General features: G+C 75.1%; 3 protein-coding genes. All 3 read right to left on the minus strand.

Features of this window, described 5'->3' with window-relative positions; all coding sequences use genetic code 11:
- Nucleotides 1–27: 27 nt before the first annotated feature.
- Genes GEMRO_RS32425 through GEMRO_RS0106455 form a run of 3 tightly spaced genes read right to left on the minus strand, consistent with a single transcriptional unit; the run spans nucleotide 28 to nucleotide 16,642 of the window.
- Entirely contained in the window at nucleotides 28–5,739 is a 5,712-nt protein-coding gene (locus GEMRO_RS32425; RefSeq protein WP_051328764.1) for an SDR family NAD(P)-dependent oxidoreductase, read from the minus strand.
- Nucleotides 5,736–15,887, minus strand: coding sequence for a type I polyketide synthase (locus tag GEMRO_RS0106450; protein ID WP_027133349.1), 10,152 nt, complete (start codon nucleotides 15,885–15,887; stop codon nucleotides 5,736–5,738). Before GEMRO_RS0106450 ends, GEMRO_RS32425 begins: the two co-directional genes overlap by 4 nt.
- A complete protein-coding gene (locus GEMRO_RS0106455; RefSeq protein WP_027133350.1) occupies nucleotides 15,884–16,642 on the minus strand; it encodes a thioesterase II family protein in 759 nt (252 codons plus the stop codon). The genes GEMRO_RS0106450 and GEMRO_RS0106455 overlap by 4 nt, the downstream gene beginning before the upstream one ends.
- Nucleotides 16,643–16,670 lie beyond the last annotated feature (28 nt).

A 16,670-nucleotide genomic window follows, 5' to 3' on the forward strand; every position in this document is an offset into this window, starting at 1 on the left:
CCCAGGATCTCGCGCGGCCGATCAATGTCAGTATACCGGCGAGGAGCGTCGGTGTGGATTCTCCACTCGTTCCGTAGATCGAAACCTTGCTTCCGGCAATGTCACAGTCCCGGTTTCACCACGCGGCAGTATCGCCACGTGCGACGGCGCGACCTGCAAGCAATCATGCAGCGCCGCCAGGGCGAGCGAGGCCGGATGGACCGGCAGATGGCCATCCCGCCAAGCCGCCCCCGCCTCGGCCATCCCCACGCCCTGCCAGGCGCCCCAGTCGATGGCGATGCCGGGCAGCCCCGCCTCCTGCCTCTCCCTGGCGATCGGCGGCAGCATGGCGTTGGCCGCGGCATAGGCGCCCGCACCGGCCAGGCCGATGATCGCGGTGAGCGAGCCGAACAGCACGAAATGGTCGAGCGCCACGCCCCGGGTGGCCTGGTCGAGCAGGCGGGCGCCATCGACCTTGGCGGCGAAGGCCGGCGCCATCGCGGCCACGTCCTGGGTGGCCAGCAGGCCGTCGGCGGTGACGCCGGCCAGATGGAACACCCCGCGCAGCGGCAGGGGTCCGTCGGCCAGCTCCCTGACCAGCCGCTCCACGGCGGCCGCGTCGGCGAGGTCGCAGGCGCGGACACCAAGGCGTGGGTCGGCCAGGCAGGAATCGGACAGGATTGGGTCGTCCGGCAGGATGCCGCGCCGGCTCGCCAGCACCACCCGCCCGGCGCCCCGGTCCAGGAGGTCGCGCGCCAGGAGCCGGCCGATCCCGCCGGTGCCGCCGGTGACCAGGTAGGCGCCATCCGCCCGGATCGGCCGGGACGGCCGGGGCGCGGCCGGCTGGAAGCGGCGGACGCGGCGGCCGTCCCGGTGCCGCAGCACCAGGGGCTCCAGCGGCTCCTGGCCGAGCTCGGCAAGGATGGCGGCGGCCGGGTCGGCCAGGTCCGGCGCCAGGACGATCCGCTGCAGGCGCAGGTCCGGATATTCCACCCGCGCGGTGGCGATCAGCCCGTCCAGCAGCGGGGCGAGCGGATCGTCCTCGCGGCAGGCCCAGGCCAGGCGCGCCGGTCGGCCCAGGCTGGCGCGCAGCAGCTGCGCGAAGCGCTCCAGGAGGATACGCCGGGCCTGCGGCCCATCCCGCGCCGGCTCGTCCAGGAGGCGCAGATCCACCAGTTCGTCGCCCGGGGAAAGCGCCTGGCGCAGGCGGGTGGCAAGCGGCCCCTCCCCCAGCACCTGCCAGCCGTCCGCCCAGGCCGGGTCGTCCTCGGCCGGGACCCAGGCCGGCGCCATCACGGCCAGGGCTCCCGCACTGGCTTCGGCCGGCGCTGCCTTTGCTGCGGGCGCCGGCCTGGGGCTGGCCAGGGCTGTGGCGGCGGCGCGCAGGTTGGGGTGGCTGTAGACGAAGGTGCGGGGGACCGGGCGGCCCAGGGCGCGGCCGATCGCCTGGGCGAACTCCACCGCCATCAGGGAGTCGATCCCCAGGCTCAGCAGGGGCGTGTCGGGGTCCAGGCTGTCCGGCCGGGCCGCGCCCACGATCGGTGCCAGGATCGCCTGGAGGCCGGCAAGGTCCAGGCTGGCGGGGGCGGGTTCAGGGCGAGGCTCGCCGTCCTGGCCGTAGACGTCCCAGTCGATGTCCAGCACGGCGCGCTGCGGCCAGGGTGTCGCCAGCAGTTCCGGCAGGGCCGCCACCAGGGCGTCCGGGTCGAGGCGGCCGATGCCGTGGCGCTGCCAGACCTGGTGGGCGCGCTCGCCCATCCGGTCGCCGATCCCGGCCGCGACCGGGCCGAGATTGAGGCTGAGGCCGGCCAGGCCCAGGGCCCGGCGCCGGTGCGCCAGGCTGTCCAGCACCGCGTTGGCGGCGGCATAGGCGCCCTGGCTGGCCGAGGGCAGCAGGCTGACGACCGAGGACAGGAGCACGAAATGGTCCAGGCGGCGGGGCCGGGCGCGGCGGTCCAGGGTCAGGCGGTGGAGGATCTCCGCGCCGGTGACCTTGGCGTCGAGAATGGCGGCGATCCTTTCGGGACCAAGCGCCTCCAGCGGCCCCTCGTCGGCGAGGGCGGCCGCGTGGAAGATGCCGCGCAAAAGCGGTCCGTCCCGCTCGGTCCGGTCGAGCAGCGAGCGCATCGCCGCCTCGTCGGCGATGTCCTGCACGACCATGGTGCCACGCGGGACCGGCTCGGCCTGGACCCGGTCCAGCATCAGGATCCGGGCGGCGCCCTGGTCCGACAGCCAGCGGGAGATCCGGTGGCCGAGCGCCCCGGCCGCCCCGGTGACCAGGTAGGCGCCGTCCGGGTCGATGCGGACGCGGGGCGGCTCGCGCAGCAGCACGACGGTCCGGCCGATGCCTTCTCCCACCGCGGCCAGCGCCGGGGCGAGGCCTGTCCGGTCCACCGCTCGGACCGGCAGAGGCGGCAGCCGGTCGAGGCCGTCCAGGGCGGCGGCGCGCTGCGCGGCCGGGAGCGCGTCCAGGTCGAACCCGGCCTCCCCCTGCCCGGTGAGGTCGACGACATGGCCGGCGTCGAGCGTCGAAGCCAGCTCGGGCCCGAACGCCCCGATAGCCAGGGCGGCGGGTCCCAGCGCCGGCCAGGCGGCGGGCGTGCGGCTGTCGGCGATGGCGGTGATGCCCAGGGCGGCGAGAAAAGCCTGCTTGGCCGGACTGGCGGTGGCGAGCACCTCGCGGCAGGCGGCCCGGGCCAGTTCGACCGCGGCCAAACCGGTGGCGCCGGCCGCCTGGTGCACCAGGACCGGCCCCTCCGCCGCCTCCCGCCCGAGCGCCGCCCGTGCGGTGGCATAGGCCAGCGGCATGGTCGCGGCGGCGACCGGATCGGCCAGGGGTGCCTGGCGGACCAGACCGGCCGGGACCACGACCAGGTCGGCCAGGGCCGGCTGGGCCAGGGCCACCACCAGGTCGCCTGGGCGAAAGTCGGCCACGCCTGCGCCCAGGCCGCGCACGATGCCGGCAAGGTCCGCCCCCAGCGGCAGGTCGGCCGGGCGCAGGCCCAGCGCCACCAGCCGGTCGCGGAAGTTCAGGCCGGCGGCGACCACCTCGATGGCGACATGTCCCGCCGGGATCGGGCCGGCCGGCGGCAGCGCCTCCCATGCGATCTCCGGGGGGCTGCCGCCCTGGCGCAGCACGGCGCGGGCGGGCGGGCCGGCCGGGGCGGCCAGGGCGCGGCGGAGGCTGCGCGCCAGGCGCTGGCCGTTGCGCCAGGCGGTTTCCCGGGGTTCGGCTGCCGCGCATTCCAGGGCCAGGACGTCCGCCTGGGCTGAGAGGGGCCGGCCGGGGTCCAGGTCGACCAGCCGACAGCGGCGCCCTGGCTGCTCGCCAACCAGGGCCTGCGTCATCCCCCAGATTGCGGCACCCCCGGGCGAGGCCGGCCATTCGACGCCATGGCCGGTCGCGACCGCGCCGCGCGTGGCGAGTACGAGGCGGCAGGGCGTTGTCCCAAGCGCACGGACGAGGCTGGCCAGCCAGGTGGCGGCCGCCAGTGGCTCCGCTTGCTCGGCCACCACCAGCAGGAGGGGATCGGCCAGGCTGCGCAGGCGTTCCACCGCCTGGTCGATCGTCGATGCCGTGGCCCAGGGCAGGCCGGAGCCGCCCAGTACCAGGCTGGGCGCAACGCCGGTGGCGGGGGCCGGGATCCGGTCCCAGACGAGGTCGTGGCCGAAGCGCTGCAGGAAGCTCGGGCGGCGGGCGAAGCGCGCCTGGCCGACCTCGGCCAGTGGCGTGCCGTCCGCGGCCAGCACGCCGAAATCGGCGGTGACGGGACCGCCCGGGATCTGCTCGCGCAGGCGCAGCCATACCCTGCTCGCAGGCGCGGCCGGATCGGCGCAGGCCAGGGAGGCGCAGCTGCCGAGCATGGGCGGGCGCTGGCCGGCATCCGCGACCAGGGCGTAGAGCAGCTGGGCTCCCGCCTCGACCACCCCGGGATCGGCCAGGGTCAGGCCCGGCGCCAGCGTGCCGAGGGCGAGATCGTCCTGCAGCTGGATGGAGACGAGGCAGCGCGCCTGGGCGCCATAGGCGAAGCCGGCGGCCTCGATGACCGCATAGAGGTCATCGGCCGGGACCGGCGTCGCCAGGCGATCCGGCAGCCGGGGGGGCTGGAGCGCTGCCGGCGGGGCTGGCCGGGCGGACAGGTGGGTGGTCCAGGCGGCGGCGCCGAGTGCCCGGCTTTCCAGATGGGTGGCGCCGTCGGCCGGGCGCAGGCGGATCTCGCGGGGCTGGTCGACCTGCAGCGCCTGCTCGAAGCGGATGGCCGCGAACTGCCGGGCCGGCTGGAGCAGGTGCAGCAGCACGCCCAGATGGGCGAGCCCGCCGGTGCCGGCCAGGAGCGGGTCGCTTGGGGCAAGCGTGCGGGTGGCGGGGGCGCTGCCGGGCAGCGGGAAGCGCTGGCGCCGGAATACCGGCGGCGGCAGCTTCGGCCGGGCCGTGCCCATGGCCGGCGGGGCGCGCTCCAGGACCAGATGGGCGTTGCTGCCGCTGAAGCCGAATGAGCTGACTCCGACCCGGGTGATGCCCGGCCGGGGCTCGGTCGGCACCACCAGATCCAGGCTGCCCGGGCGGATCTCCGGGTTGAGGCGGCGAAAGTGCAGGTTGGGCGGCGCGGTGTCGTTCCGGAGCGCCAGCACCGCCTTGATCAGCCCGGCGATGCCGGCGGCCGCCTCGGCATGACCGATCGTGCTCTTCACCGTGCCGACCAGGAGTGGGCGGGTGCGGCCGGCGAACACGGTCGCCAGGGCCTGGGCCTCGATCACGTCGCCCAGCGGCGTGCCGCTGCCATGCGCCTCGACGAAGTCGATGGCGTCCGGGGCGAGGTCGGCATCGGCCAGGGCCGCCTGGATCACCGCGACCTGGGCGGGGCCGTTCGGCGCGGTCAGCCCGGCGCTGCGGCCGTCCTGGTTGACGGCCGAGCCGCGGATCACCGCGTGGATCCGGTCCTGCTGCGCCTCGGCGTCGGCCAGGCGGCGCAGCACCACCACGCCCACGCCCTCGGCGCGGCCATAGCCGTTCGCGGCGGCGTCGAAGCTCTTGCAGCGGCCGTCCGGGGCCAGCATCCCGGCTTCGGCAAAGCTCTGGCTGAGCTCGCCGGACAGCATCAGGCTGACCCCGCCCACCAGCGCCAGGTCGCACTCGCTGGCCCGCAGCGCCCGCACCGCCAGATGGGCGGCCGTGAGCGAGGACGAGCAGGCGGTGTCCAGGGTGAGGCAGGGTCCCTTCAGGTCCAGGGCATAGGCGATCCGCCCGGCGGCCACGGCCGGGCTGGTGCCGCTGCCGTAGAAGCGGTCGACGCCGGAGGAGAGGCTGCGCCTGGCGAAGTCGTTGGTGGCGAGGCCGACAAACACGCCGGTGCGGCTGCCGGACAGGCTGCGCGGCTCGATCGCGGCATCGGCCAGGGCCTGCCAGACCGTCTCCAGCAGGAGGCGGTGCTGCGGGTCCATCGCCTGGGCCTCGCGCGGGGTGATCTCGAAGCAGGCGGCGTCGAAACTTTCCACATCATCTAGGAAGCCACCCAGAGGCGGCCCCCCGTCGGCGGCACGGCCGGGCGGAAGCGGCCCCACCGCATCCCGGCCCTCGACCAGCAGGCGCCAGAACGCGGCCGGGTCATCGGCGCCGCCCGGGAACCGGCAGGCCATCCCGGTCACCGCCACCGGGGGGCGGATCTCCTGCTGCAGCGTGGCGAGCCGGCCTTTCAGGCTGCGGATCTCCAGCAGGGCGCGCTTGAGCAGTTCGCGCGTGTCGGCGGCGGCCTCGCTCACGCGGAATCTTCCAGTTCGGAAGCCAGCAGGCGGGCTAGGTCGTCCTCCTCCAGCTCGTCGAACCCATCGGATTTCGGGAACAGGAGGCCGTCCAGGTGCACGGTGAGAGCGTCCAGGGTCGGGTGGTCGAAGGCCAGGCTCGCGGGCAGGTCCAGGGCCAGGCCTCGGGCCAGCTCGTTGCGGAAGCTCACCGCGAGCAGCGAATCCAGGCCCAGGTCGCGCAGGACGCGGGTGCGGTCGAGGCGGGTATCCTCCGGGAAGCCCAGGAGCCGGCGGGCTGCTGCCGCGATCTCCCCGCCCAGCAGGTCCTGGCGGACATCGGACGGCGCCTTCTCCAGCCGGTCGCGCAGGCTGGCCGTGGCAGGGGGCGCCGCGGTGGCGGCGGCCGCCACGCGGTCCATGACGAAGCGGGTGGCCAGCCCGCTCCGGATCACCGCGCCCGCGGCGGCGGCGGCGGCGGCCGGGGCCATCGCCCGGTAGCCCTGCTGCAGGAGCCGGTCGCGATGGACCGGGGCCAGGGCCTGGAACATGCCGGCCTGCCAGGGGCCGAACGCCACCACGGTGGCGGGCAGGCCGGCGCGGCGGCGGGCGGCGGCCAGTCCCTCCAGCCAGGCATTGGCCGAGGCATAGGCGGCCTGGCCGGCCGCTCCGGTATGGGCCACGGTCGAGGACACCAGCACGAAGGCGGCGAGCTTGCGCTCGCGGGTGAGTTCGTCCAGGTGGCGGGCGCCCTCCAGCTTGGCGTGGAAGCTGGCGGCGATGGCGTCGTCGCCGAGCCTGGCCAGCGTCGTGTCCTGGACGATCCCGGCGGCATGGACGATGCCGACCAGGTCGGGCAGCCGCTCCAGCAGCCGGGCCACGGCGTCGCGGTCGCCGATGTCGAGGGCGACGGTCTCGAAGCTGGCATCGGCAGGCGCCCGGCGGCCCGCCAGGACGATGCGGCCGCCGCCCTGCTCCGCCAGCCAGCGGGCGATCGCCCCGCCCACCGCACCGCTGCCGCCGGTGACCAGCCAGGTCCCGGAGGCGAGCCGATCCTCCGGCCAGAGCAGGACGGTCTTGCCGACGGTACGCCCCTGGGCCAGGGCGGCGAACGCCTCGCCGGCCGCTTCCGCGCCATGGTCGGTGCGGGGCAGCGGACGGAGCGTGCCGGCAACCACCAGTTCCAGGATGCTGGCCATGCCCGCGCGGAACCAGCCGGGATCGGCGGCGAGCGGCTGCTCCAGGTCGTAGCGCAGGTGGCGGGCCTGCGGCGGCAGGGGTGGCATGGCGGCGTTGCCCAGCTCGATGAAGCAGCCGTTCGGCGCAAGCAGCGACGCCGACGCCTCCGCGATCTCCTGGCCCAGGGCATGGACCACCAGATCGACGCCCTGCCCGCCGCTCCATGCGCGTACCGCGGACGCGAACCCGGTGTCGCGGGAAGACGCGGTGGCCTCCGCACCTGAGCGGCGCGCCCAGTCCTGCTTGCCGGGGCTGGCGGTGGCGAAGACATGGGCGCCCCGCCAGACCGCCAGCTGGATCGCGGCCATGCCGACGCCGCCGGCACCGGCATGGACCAGGACGCGCTGGCCGGGCTGCACCGCGGCCAGCTCGACCAGGCCGTGCCAGGCGGTCAGGAACGCGATCGGCAGGCTGGCGGCGCAGGCGGGCGACAGGGGGGCCGGGTAGCGGGCGCAGCGATGGGCGGGCAGGGTCAGGTGGGTCCGGTGCGCGCCCGGCGCGAACAGGACCACCGCGTCGCCCTCGGCAAGGTCGGCGACGCCCGGGCCGACGGCGGTGACCCGTCCCGCCGCTTCCAGGCCGAGCTCGCCGCCGGGCACGCGGCCAAGGGCTGCCAGCGTGTCCTTGAAGTTCAGGCCGCTCGCCTGGATGCGGACCTGGACCTCGCCCGAGCCTGGAGGGCGCGCCGCCATCGGGGCGAGCTTCAGATCGTCCAGGCTGGTGCCGCCGGTAAGACAGACGGTGCCGGCGGGGAGCGGCAGGACCCGGGCCAGTTCCGGCACCAGGGCCGTGCCGCCGCGGAGCGCCAGGCGCTGATGACCCGACAGGAGGCCCTCGGGCAGCGTGCCATCGGCGGGATCCAGGTCGATCCAGGCGCAGCGCAGTTCCGGATGCTCGGCGTCGATGCTGGGCACGAGTCCGGCCAGGATCGCCGCTGCCGGCGGCTCGGTCGCGAGGCCGGGCGGGGCGCTGGCGGCGCCCCGGCTGACCAGGAGCAGGCGCGGCGGGCGGGGCCGGCTGGCCAGGAGGCGCACCAGCCCTGCCGTCTGCGACAGGCAGCTGGCCGGGTCGGGGGCATCGAGCGGGCGCAGGTCGACCACGCCCTGGGCGTCGGCCGGAACGTCGGTGGCGGCACCCCGCAGGACATGCCAGCCGGGGCCGGGGGCGGTACGCTCCGCCTGGACCGGACGCCAGCGGATCTCGTGGATCCAGCGGTCGAACCCGCCGCCGACCCGGCGGAAGCGGATGCCCGAGAAATGGGCGACGGTGCCGCCATCCGGCCCGAGCAAACAGGCATCGCCGACCGCTTCGTCGCCCTCGACGCGGTGGAGGCGTGCCCGGCACCGGGTGGCCTGCCCGCCGATCCAGGCGAACTGGCCGATCCTGGCCGGCAGCCAGGTCTCGCCCGGCGGCAGCAGGGAGGTCAGCGTCTGCAGGGCGTGGTCCAGCGATGCCGGGTCCGGCTCGAGATCGGTCGGCAGGGTCGGCAGGGCCAGCTCGGCCTCGGCCAGGGTCGTGGTCCGGTGCAGGGTGCGGATGCGGTGGAAGGCCTGGCCGAACCCGAAGCCACGAGCGGCAAGCTCGGCCTGGTGCTGGACCGCATCGATCGTGACGGCTGAGGACGGCGCTGCCGGAAGCGGCACGACATCGGCGGCCGACGCGGCCAGGGCAGTGCCGGTGCGGCGCCAGTCTTCGCCGTCCTCCGCGAACAGCTCGACCTTGCCGTCCGGGTGGCGGACCAGCTGGATCGGGCGCCCCTGCTCCGGGACGTCCAGCCGTTCCAAAAGCTCGACCTGGGTCAGGGCCGCAGCGCCGGCGGCCACGCACAGGGCCAGAAAGCCGGTGGCCGGCAGGATCGTGGTTCCTTCGACCCGATGGTCCCGGATCCAGGCGCTGTCCTGCCCGAGCCGGCCGTTCAGGATCACCAGGCCGGTGCCGGCGATCCGCTGCGGCGGCTGCAGCCACGCCTTGTCCCTCGCCGGTGCCGGCGGCGCGATCCAGTAGCGCTCGCGGGCGAACGGGTAGGTCGGCAGGGCGATCCGGCGACCAGCGGTCGCGGGAAGCTCGGGGATCGGGCCCTGGCGGGGCTCCAGTCGGTCGAGTTCGGCGGCGTCATGGGCGATCGCCCACCAGGGCAGCCGCGCCCGCCCCTGGGCCATGCTGTAGGCCACGTCGGCGAGGGAGACGGTGCCGGCGGCAAGGACGGCGTGCAGGCGGCGACCCAGCGTGCGCACCGCTTCGGGCGTGGCGCCGGTCACCAGGATCGGGGCATCCGCGCCGGCGGGCGCCGGCCGGTCGGTTGGTGGCGGGGCCTCCAGGACGACATGGGCGTTGGTGCCGCTGGCGCCGAACGCGCTCACGCCGGCGCGGGGCGGGTCGACCGGCCAGGGCTCGGCCGCGACCGGGACCCGGATCGGGGTGGCGGTGGCGGCGACGTGCGGGTTGAGCCGGTCGAAATGCAGATGCGGCGGGACCGTGCCGGACTTGAGCGCCAGCGTCGCCTTGATGACCCCGGCAATGCCGGCGGCGGCTTCGGTGTGGCCGAAATTGGTCTTCACCGAGCCCACCAGGAGCGGCGACGCGCGGCCGGCAAACACCTGGCCCAGCGCGTCCAGCTCGATCGGGTCGCCCAGCCTTGTGCCGGTGCCATGGGCCTCGATCATGCCGATGGCGGCGGGCTCCAGTCCGGCCTCGGCCAGGGCGGCGCGGATCACCGCTTCCTGGGCCAGGCCGTTGGGGGCGGTGAAGCCGGAGCTGCGGCCGTCATGATTGACCGCCGAGCCGCGCACCACCGCCAGGATCGGGTCGCCATCGGCCTGCGCCCGGGCCAGCGGCTTCAGCACCACCACGCCGCAGCCCTCCGCACGGACATAGCCGTCGGCTTTGGCATCGAAGGTCTTGCAGCGCCCGTCCGGGGCCAGCAGGCCCGCCTGGGACAGGATCACCGAGTTCTCGGGCGCCAGCACCAGGTTGACCCCGGCGGCCAGGGCCAGGGTGGCCTCGCCCGAGCGCAGCGCGCGGATCGCCAGATGGAAGGCCACCAGCGAGGAGGAGCAGGCGGTATCCAGCACCATGGCCGGCCCCTCGGTGCCGAGCAGATGGGCGACGCGGCCGGCCAGGGTGTTGCTGGGCTGGCCGGTCAGGCTGTGGCCGTCCAGGGTCTCCACCCCGGCCTGGCGGGCAAGGGTCGCGTAGTCGCTGCCGGTGGCGCCAACGAAGATCGCGGTGGCGGTGCCGGCCAGCCGGTCCGGCGCGATGGCGGCGTGCTCCAGCGCCTCCCAGCTCGTTTCCAGCAGCAGGCGCTGCTGCGGGTCCATCTGGATCGCCTCGCGCGGGCTGATGCCGAAGAAGCCGGGGTCGAACAGGTCGACGCCGTCCAGGAAGCCGCCGAAGCGGCTGGCGATCCGGCCGGGTCGGGTGGGGTCGGGATCGTACCAGCGATCGTTCGGCCAGCGCTCCGGCGGGACCAGGCGGATCAGGTCGGTGCCGTGCCAGAGGGCCTCGGCGAAGGCGTCCGGCCCGTGGATGCCGGGAAAGCGGCAGCCGATCCCGACGATCGCGATGGTGTCGGCCGCCACCGGCCCTGGCTGGACCGCCCGGGCGCCGGTGCGGCCCGCCAGCCATTGCTCCAGGGCGGCGATGGAAGGGTGGGAGAACAGCACCGAGGCCGGCACCGGGGAGCCGGTGGCGTCCTCCAGCCGGCGGCGCAGCGACAGGGCCATGAGCGAATCCAGGCCCTGCTCGAACAGGCCGCGCTGCGGGTCGAGGAGGGCCGGATCGGCATGGCCCAGGATGTCGGCCACCAGCCGGCGCAGCTCCGGCACCCTCGCCTGCGGACGGGCCGGGGCGGACGGCAGCCGCTCCGCCGCCGCAGCAGCAGCCGGGGCCTTCGGGCGCAGGCGGTCGAACAAAGGATGGCGGCGGCGGCTCTCGATCGTGTCCAGGAAGCGCGGCCAGTCGGCGCGGGCCATCACGACCGACGGCAGGCCGGCCGCGGCGGCATCCAGGGCGGCCCGGCACACCGCCGCCAGGGGCAGAGGGGCAAGCCCGGCAGCGTCCAGGGCGGCCTCGTCCTTTGGGCTCAGGAGACCGCGCTCGGCCAGGCGTCCCAGCGCCAGGCTGGTGGCGGGGATGCCCCGGCGCCTTGCGTCGGCGGCCCAGGCATCCAGGCCGGCGCTGGCGGCGGCGTAGCCCGGATTGTCGCGCACGCCCCAGACGCCGGCTGCCGAGGAGGCCAGGACCAGGAAGTCCGGCCGGTGGTCCGAAGCGACTGCCGCGAGGGTCCGGGCGATCGCGAGCTTGTCGGCGACCAGGCGGGCCGGATCGCCGGAAGCGCTGCCGGCGGCATGGACCAGGCCCGCAAGGGGACGGTCGATCAGCCGGGCCAGGGCCGGGACGGCGTCGTTTGTGGCAAGGTCCAGCTGCACGACACGGATCTTTGCGCCGGCAAGCCGCCAGGGCTCGACCGCGTCATCAGCGCGCTGGCTGCGCCCGACCAGGAGGAGGTGGCGGGCCCCCTGCTCCACCAGCCATCCGGCGAACGCCCGGCCGAGCATGCCCAGCCCCCCGGCCACGACATAGAGGCCGTCCGGCCGCACCGGCATGGTCTCGACAAACGGCTCGGCACGCGGTTGCAGGCGAGCGACCAAGCGGCGGCCCTGGTCGATGCGGAGCCGGTCCTCGCCGCCGCCGGCATCCAGTTCGGCCAGGAGCAGGGCGATGCTGGACGGCTCGGCGTCCGCCATCTCGATGGCGCTGGCCGCCGTTTCCGGTTGGTCCAGGGCCAGGGCGGCGAAGGCGCCGCGCAGCGCAGCCTGGGTCTCACCGGCCTGGTGGACCAGCCAGCGGCGCCGGGCAGGGTCGGCCGGGGCCAGGAGGGCAAGCTGGCCCGCGATGTCCTGGTCGTCGGCCACCAGGACCAAATCGGTGGGGGAGCCGGAGGCGGGCAGGTCCCGGGCCAGGCGCTCGGCAAGGGGGCCCTGGCCCAGGATGCCGAAGCTGCGCCCGGACGGCCGTCGGGCGACGATCAGGCCATGGGCATCGCCGTCCTCCCGGATCGACACCGGCTCCAGGCCGACCTCCTCCAGCACCGAGCGCCAGGCGGCAGCGTCCAGAAGGGCATGGTCCGGCCGGCGCGGATCGCCGGAAAAGCGCCACCAGCCTTCGGTGGTGCCGAACACCAGGTCGATCCAGCGGGGTGCCTGCACCAGCTCGACCAGGGCCAGATGGCCGCCCGGGGCCAGCTGCGCCAGGGCGGCCCGCAGGCTGGCGCGGATGTCGGCGGTGGCATGGACGGCGTTGGCGGCGACCACCAGGTCGAACCCACCGGCTGGCGCGGCGGCCTCCAGGTCGAACAGTCCGGTGCGGAAGCCCGGCCAGTCGCCGAACTGTTGCCGCCCCCAGGAAAGGAAAGCCGGCGACAGGTCGGTATAGAGATAATCCAGATCGACGCTGTCCAGCGCGTCCAGCAGATGGCGGGTCAGCCCGCCAGTGCCGGCACCGATCTCCAGGATCCGGCAGGAGCCGCCCCGGGCTTTCGCGAAGCGGCGGGCGGCCTTGCCCAGCGCCCGGGCAGGGCCGGCGAACAAGGGCGCCTCGGCATAAAGGCGCTGCGCCTCGGCGAAGTCGCCGCCGGGGAACAGGACATCGAGCGGCTCGACCTCGCCCCGCAGGATCTCGGGCAGGCGGGCGGCCAGGCGCTGCAGCAGGCGCAGGTCCGGGCCGTCGCCAAGCTCGGCGGGCGGCGGCTCCGGTTCGGGCCAGCCGGCTAGAAGTGCTGTCAGCCTGGCATGGCGGGGCGAGCGGCCCGCTGGCGGCACGGCCGCCAGGGCATCGCGGGCAGCGCGGGTCGCCAGGGCGTCGAGCGCCCGGGTTCGTTCGGGATCCTCGGCCGCGAGCGGCAGGTCCGGCCAGCCGGGCGGCGGCTGGGGCTCGAAGGCGAGGTCGAGCAGCCAGGCCGGGTCGACCAGGTGGCGGGCGCGGGCGGGCAGCCAGTGGCGGCGGCGCTGGAACGGGTAGGTGGGCGCAGCACAGACCCGCCAGGGCTCGCCCTGGTCAAAGGCATCGCCGTCGATCTCGTCGCCGGCGACGAATGCCTGGGCGGCACGGTCCAGGAAACCGGCCAGGTCCTCGCCGGGGCGTGGGGCAGGGTCGAACGTGGCGGGTGCCCGATCGGGCGGCACGTGGCCGGTCCGCACCTCGCGCGCCAGGAGCCTGGCGCGCGCCTCCTGGCCATCGGCAGCATGCAGCGTCAGACGCCAGGGGAACCGTTCCCGCCCGACCAGGGCCGTGTGGCAGAGATCGGCGAAGTCCTGCGGCAGGCGCCCGGCCCAGCGATCGGCCAGCTGCCACAAGGCAGCCTCGCTGCGCGCCGACAGCACCAGCAGATGGCGGGAGCGCCCGCCGGCCCGCCGGCTCCCCAGGCGCCCGGCCAGCGCGTCGATGGCGGCGATCTCGTCCTCGCCGCGCCGGGTGAGCGGCAGGCTGTCGGCCTGGGGGAGGGTCTGGCGGATCGCGGCGGCGAGCAGGCTGTGCGGGCCGATCTCGACGAAGCGGCGATGGCCGGCCTCTCCCAGCGTGGTGATCGCCTCGTGGAAGGCCACTGGCTGGCGCAGGTTGCGACCCCAGTAGGCGGCATCCAGCGCGGCGCCCGGCAGGAGGTCGCCGGTGACGGTGGAGAAGAACGGGATGGCGGCATCGCGGGGGCGGAGGTCCTGCAGCGCCGCTTCCAGCCGGGGGCGCAGGGGCTCCATCTGCGGGCCGTGATAGGCCACCGGCACCCGCACCGGCAGCGCCGTCATGCCCGCGGCCTCGAGCCGGGCCAGGCAGGCGTCCAGGGCCTCAGGCGCGCCGGAGAGGAGGGTGGCGCGCGGGGCGTTGCGGCCGGCAACCGCGATGTCCGGTCCCAGCAGGGGCAGGACCGCCTGCGACTCGGCCATGGCCAGCGCCATGGTCCCACGGCCGGCCGTCTCGGCCTGGAGCCGGCTGCGCTCCACGACGATCCGCAGCCCGTCCGCCTCGTCCAGGATTCCGGCGACCACGGAGGCGGCGATCTCGCCGACACTGTGGCCGACAACGGCGGCCGGAACGATCCCGTGGACGCGCAGCAGCACGGCCACGCCCAGCTGCCAGGCATAAAGGGCCGGCTGGGCGAAGGCCGGCTCCTCGATGCGCGGGGCCAGCCGGCCATCGCTCAAGAGGTCGCGCAGGCGCCACTCGCACCCAAGGCCGGCCAGATGGCGGTCCAGGCGGTCGACCAGCTCCGCGAACTCAGGCGCATGGGCCAGCAGATCGCGGCCCATGCCGGGCCACACCCCGCCATTGCCGGCGAACACCCATACCGGATCGGCGGCGGCCCGGACCGGCTCCGGGCCGGCCCGGAGCACGACATGGGCGTTAGTGCCGCCAAATCCGAACGAGCTGACCCCGGCGGTGGGCGGATGGCCGCGCTCTGGCCAGGGCTCGCCCCTGGCCTGGACCTGCAGGTTCAGTTTCTCGAAGTCGATATGCGGGCTGGGCGCGTGGAAATGCAGGCTGGCGGGGAGGTGGCGGGCCTGGAGGGCCAGCACGGTCTTGATCAGGCCGGCAGCCCCGGCGGCGGCTTCCAGATGGCCGATATTGGTCTTGACCGAGCCGATCCGCAGGCGCTCGGACGGGGCACGGCCCCGGCCAAGCACCGCACCCAGCGCCCCCGCCTCGATCGGATCGCCGAGAGCCGTACCGGTGCCGTGCGCCTCGACATAGTCGATCTCGGCCGGCGCCAACCTGGCGGCGGCGAGCGCGTCGTCCAGCATGGCGCGCTGGGCGTCGGGATTGGGGGCGGTCAGGCCGTTGCTCGGGCCGTCATTGTTGACGGCACTGCCGAGGATCACGGCGTAGATCCGGTCGCCATCGGCCTGGGCGCGCGCCAGGGGCTTCAGGGCCACCAGGCCGCCGCCCTCGCCGCGGACATAGCCGTTGGCGCTCGCATCGAACGCCTTGCAGCGGCCGTCCGGGGCCATCGCGCCGAACTTGGTCATGGCGATGGTGCTGTCCGGCGAGAGCACCAGATGAACGCCGCCGGCCAGGGCCAGCTCGGATTCGCCGCTGCGCAGGCTCTGGCAGGCCAGGTGCACGGCGACCAGGGCGGAGGAGCAGGCGGTGTTGACGGTCAGGCTCGGCCCGTCCAGGCCCAGCACGTAGGAGATCCTGGCGCTGACAATGCTGGTGTCCTGGCCGGTCGCGGTGTGCTGGGCGATGCCCTCCGCGTCGGCGAGCAGCCGGGCATAGTCGCTCCACATCGCCCCCAGGAACACGCCGGCCCGCTTGCCGGCCAGCCGGGAGGTGCGCCAGGCGGCGTCCTCGCAGGCTTCCCAGGCCAGTTCCAGCGCCAGGCGCTGCTGCGGGTCGATCTGCGCGGCCTCGCGCGGGCTGATCTGAAAGAACTCGGCGTCGAACCGGTCGACCTGGTCCAGGAAGCCGCCGAAGCGGGTGCTCATCCGGCCGGGAAGCTGCGGGTCGGGGTCGTAGAGGCGGTCGATCGGCCAGCGATCGGGCGGCACCTCGCGGATCGCGTCGGTGCCCTCCAGCAGAAGCTGCCAGAACGCCGCCGGGTCCGCGGCCCCGGGCAGGCGGCAGGACAGGCCGACAATGGCGATCGGCGCGTCGGGCGCCAGCGGCGTGACCGGCGGGCGCCCGCCCTGAACCGTGGCACCTTCCAGGTGGCGGGCAAGGCGCTCCAGGGTCGGATGGTCCCAGACCACCGTCGCGGCCAGCGGCCGGCCGAGTTCCTGGCCGAGCTTCCGGATCAGGCTGCGGGCCCCGGCCGAGTCCAGGCCGTAGCGATGGAAGCGCTCGCGCTCGTCGATGGCGCCGGGCTCGATGCCCAGCTGCCGCGCCAGCACCTCGCGCAGGATCGCGCGCAGATCCCTGGCCGGGGGTGTCCCGGTCATCCGGCCTGGAACGCGTCGACGAGCAGGTCCTCGCCGATCGCGCGCGCGACCGCCGGCCGCTGCTCGGTCAGGTAGAAATGACCGCCCGGGAAGATCCGCCGGCTGGCGCCGCCCGAGGCCAGCGCCGACCAGCCGTTGCTGGCCTCGGGCGCCGACTGGGGATCCTCCGAGCCGCCATAGAAGGCCAGCCGGCAGGGCAGCGGCGGCTCCTCGGCCAAACGGTGGGTCTCGAACACGGCAAAATCCGCCTTCAGCGTCGGCAGGAACAGCGCCAGCAGTTCGGGCTCCTCCAGGATCACCTGGGGAATGCCGCCGTAGCGCGCCTGGATCTCGGCGATGAACGCCTGGTCGGGCAGGCCGTGCAGCGGACGGTTCTCCACCAGGCGATCGGGCGCACGCCGACCGGACACGATCAGCAGGTCCGGCAGGCGGCGGCCGCGCCGGCGCAACTCCCGGGCGAGCTCGAACGCGACCAGGGCCCCCATGCTGTGGCCGAACAGGGCGTAGCGCGGCGGCGGCGTCGGGCCGATCGCATCGGCCAGCGCCGCCACCAGGGGCTCCATCCGGTCATGGGGCGGCTCGCGGAAACGGGATTCCCTGCCCGGCAACAGGAACGCCTGCAGCTGGATCCGCTCGGGCAGCAACGTCGCGAACGGGACGAACATCGAAGCGCCGCCGCCGGCATGCGGCAGGCAAAAGAGCTGATAGTCCGCAGCCGGACGACGGACCGGCACTGAGCTCCAAGACCCGTTCAACGCTTCGTTTCCCGCCCCAGAGGCAACG

The organism is Geminicoccus roseus DSM 18922 (assembly GCF_000427665.1).
GTDB lineage: Bacteria > Pseudomonadota > Alphaproteobacteria > Geminicoccales > Geminicoccaceae > Geminicoccus > Geminicoccus roseus.

Excerpts from the sequence above, each read along its gene's own strand:
- GEMRO_RS0106450 (WP_027133349.1), bottom strand. The coding sequence starts at position 15,887 with ATGACCGGGACACCCCCGGCCAGGGATCTGCGCGCGATCCTGCGCGAG.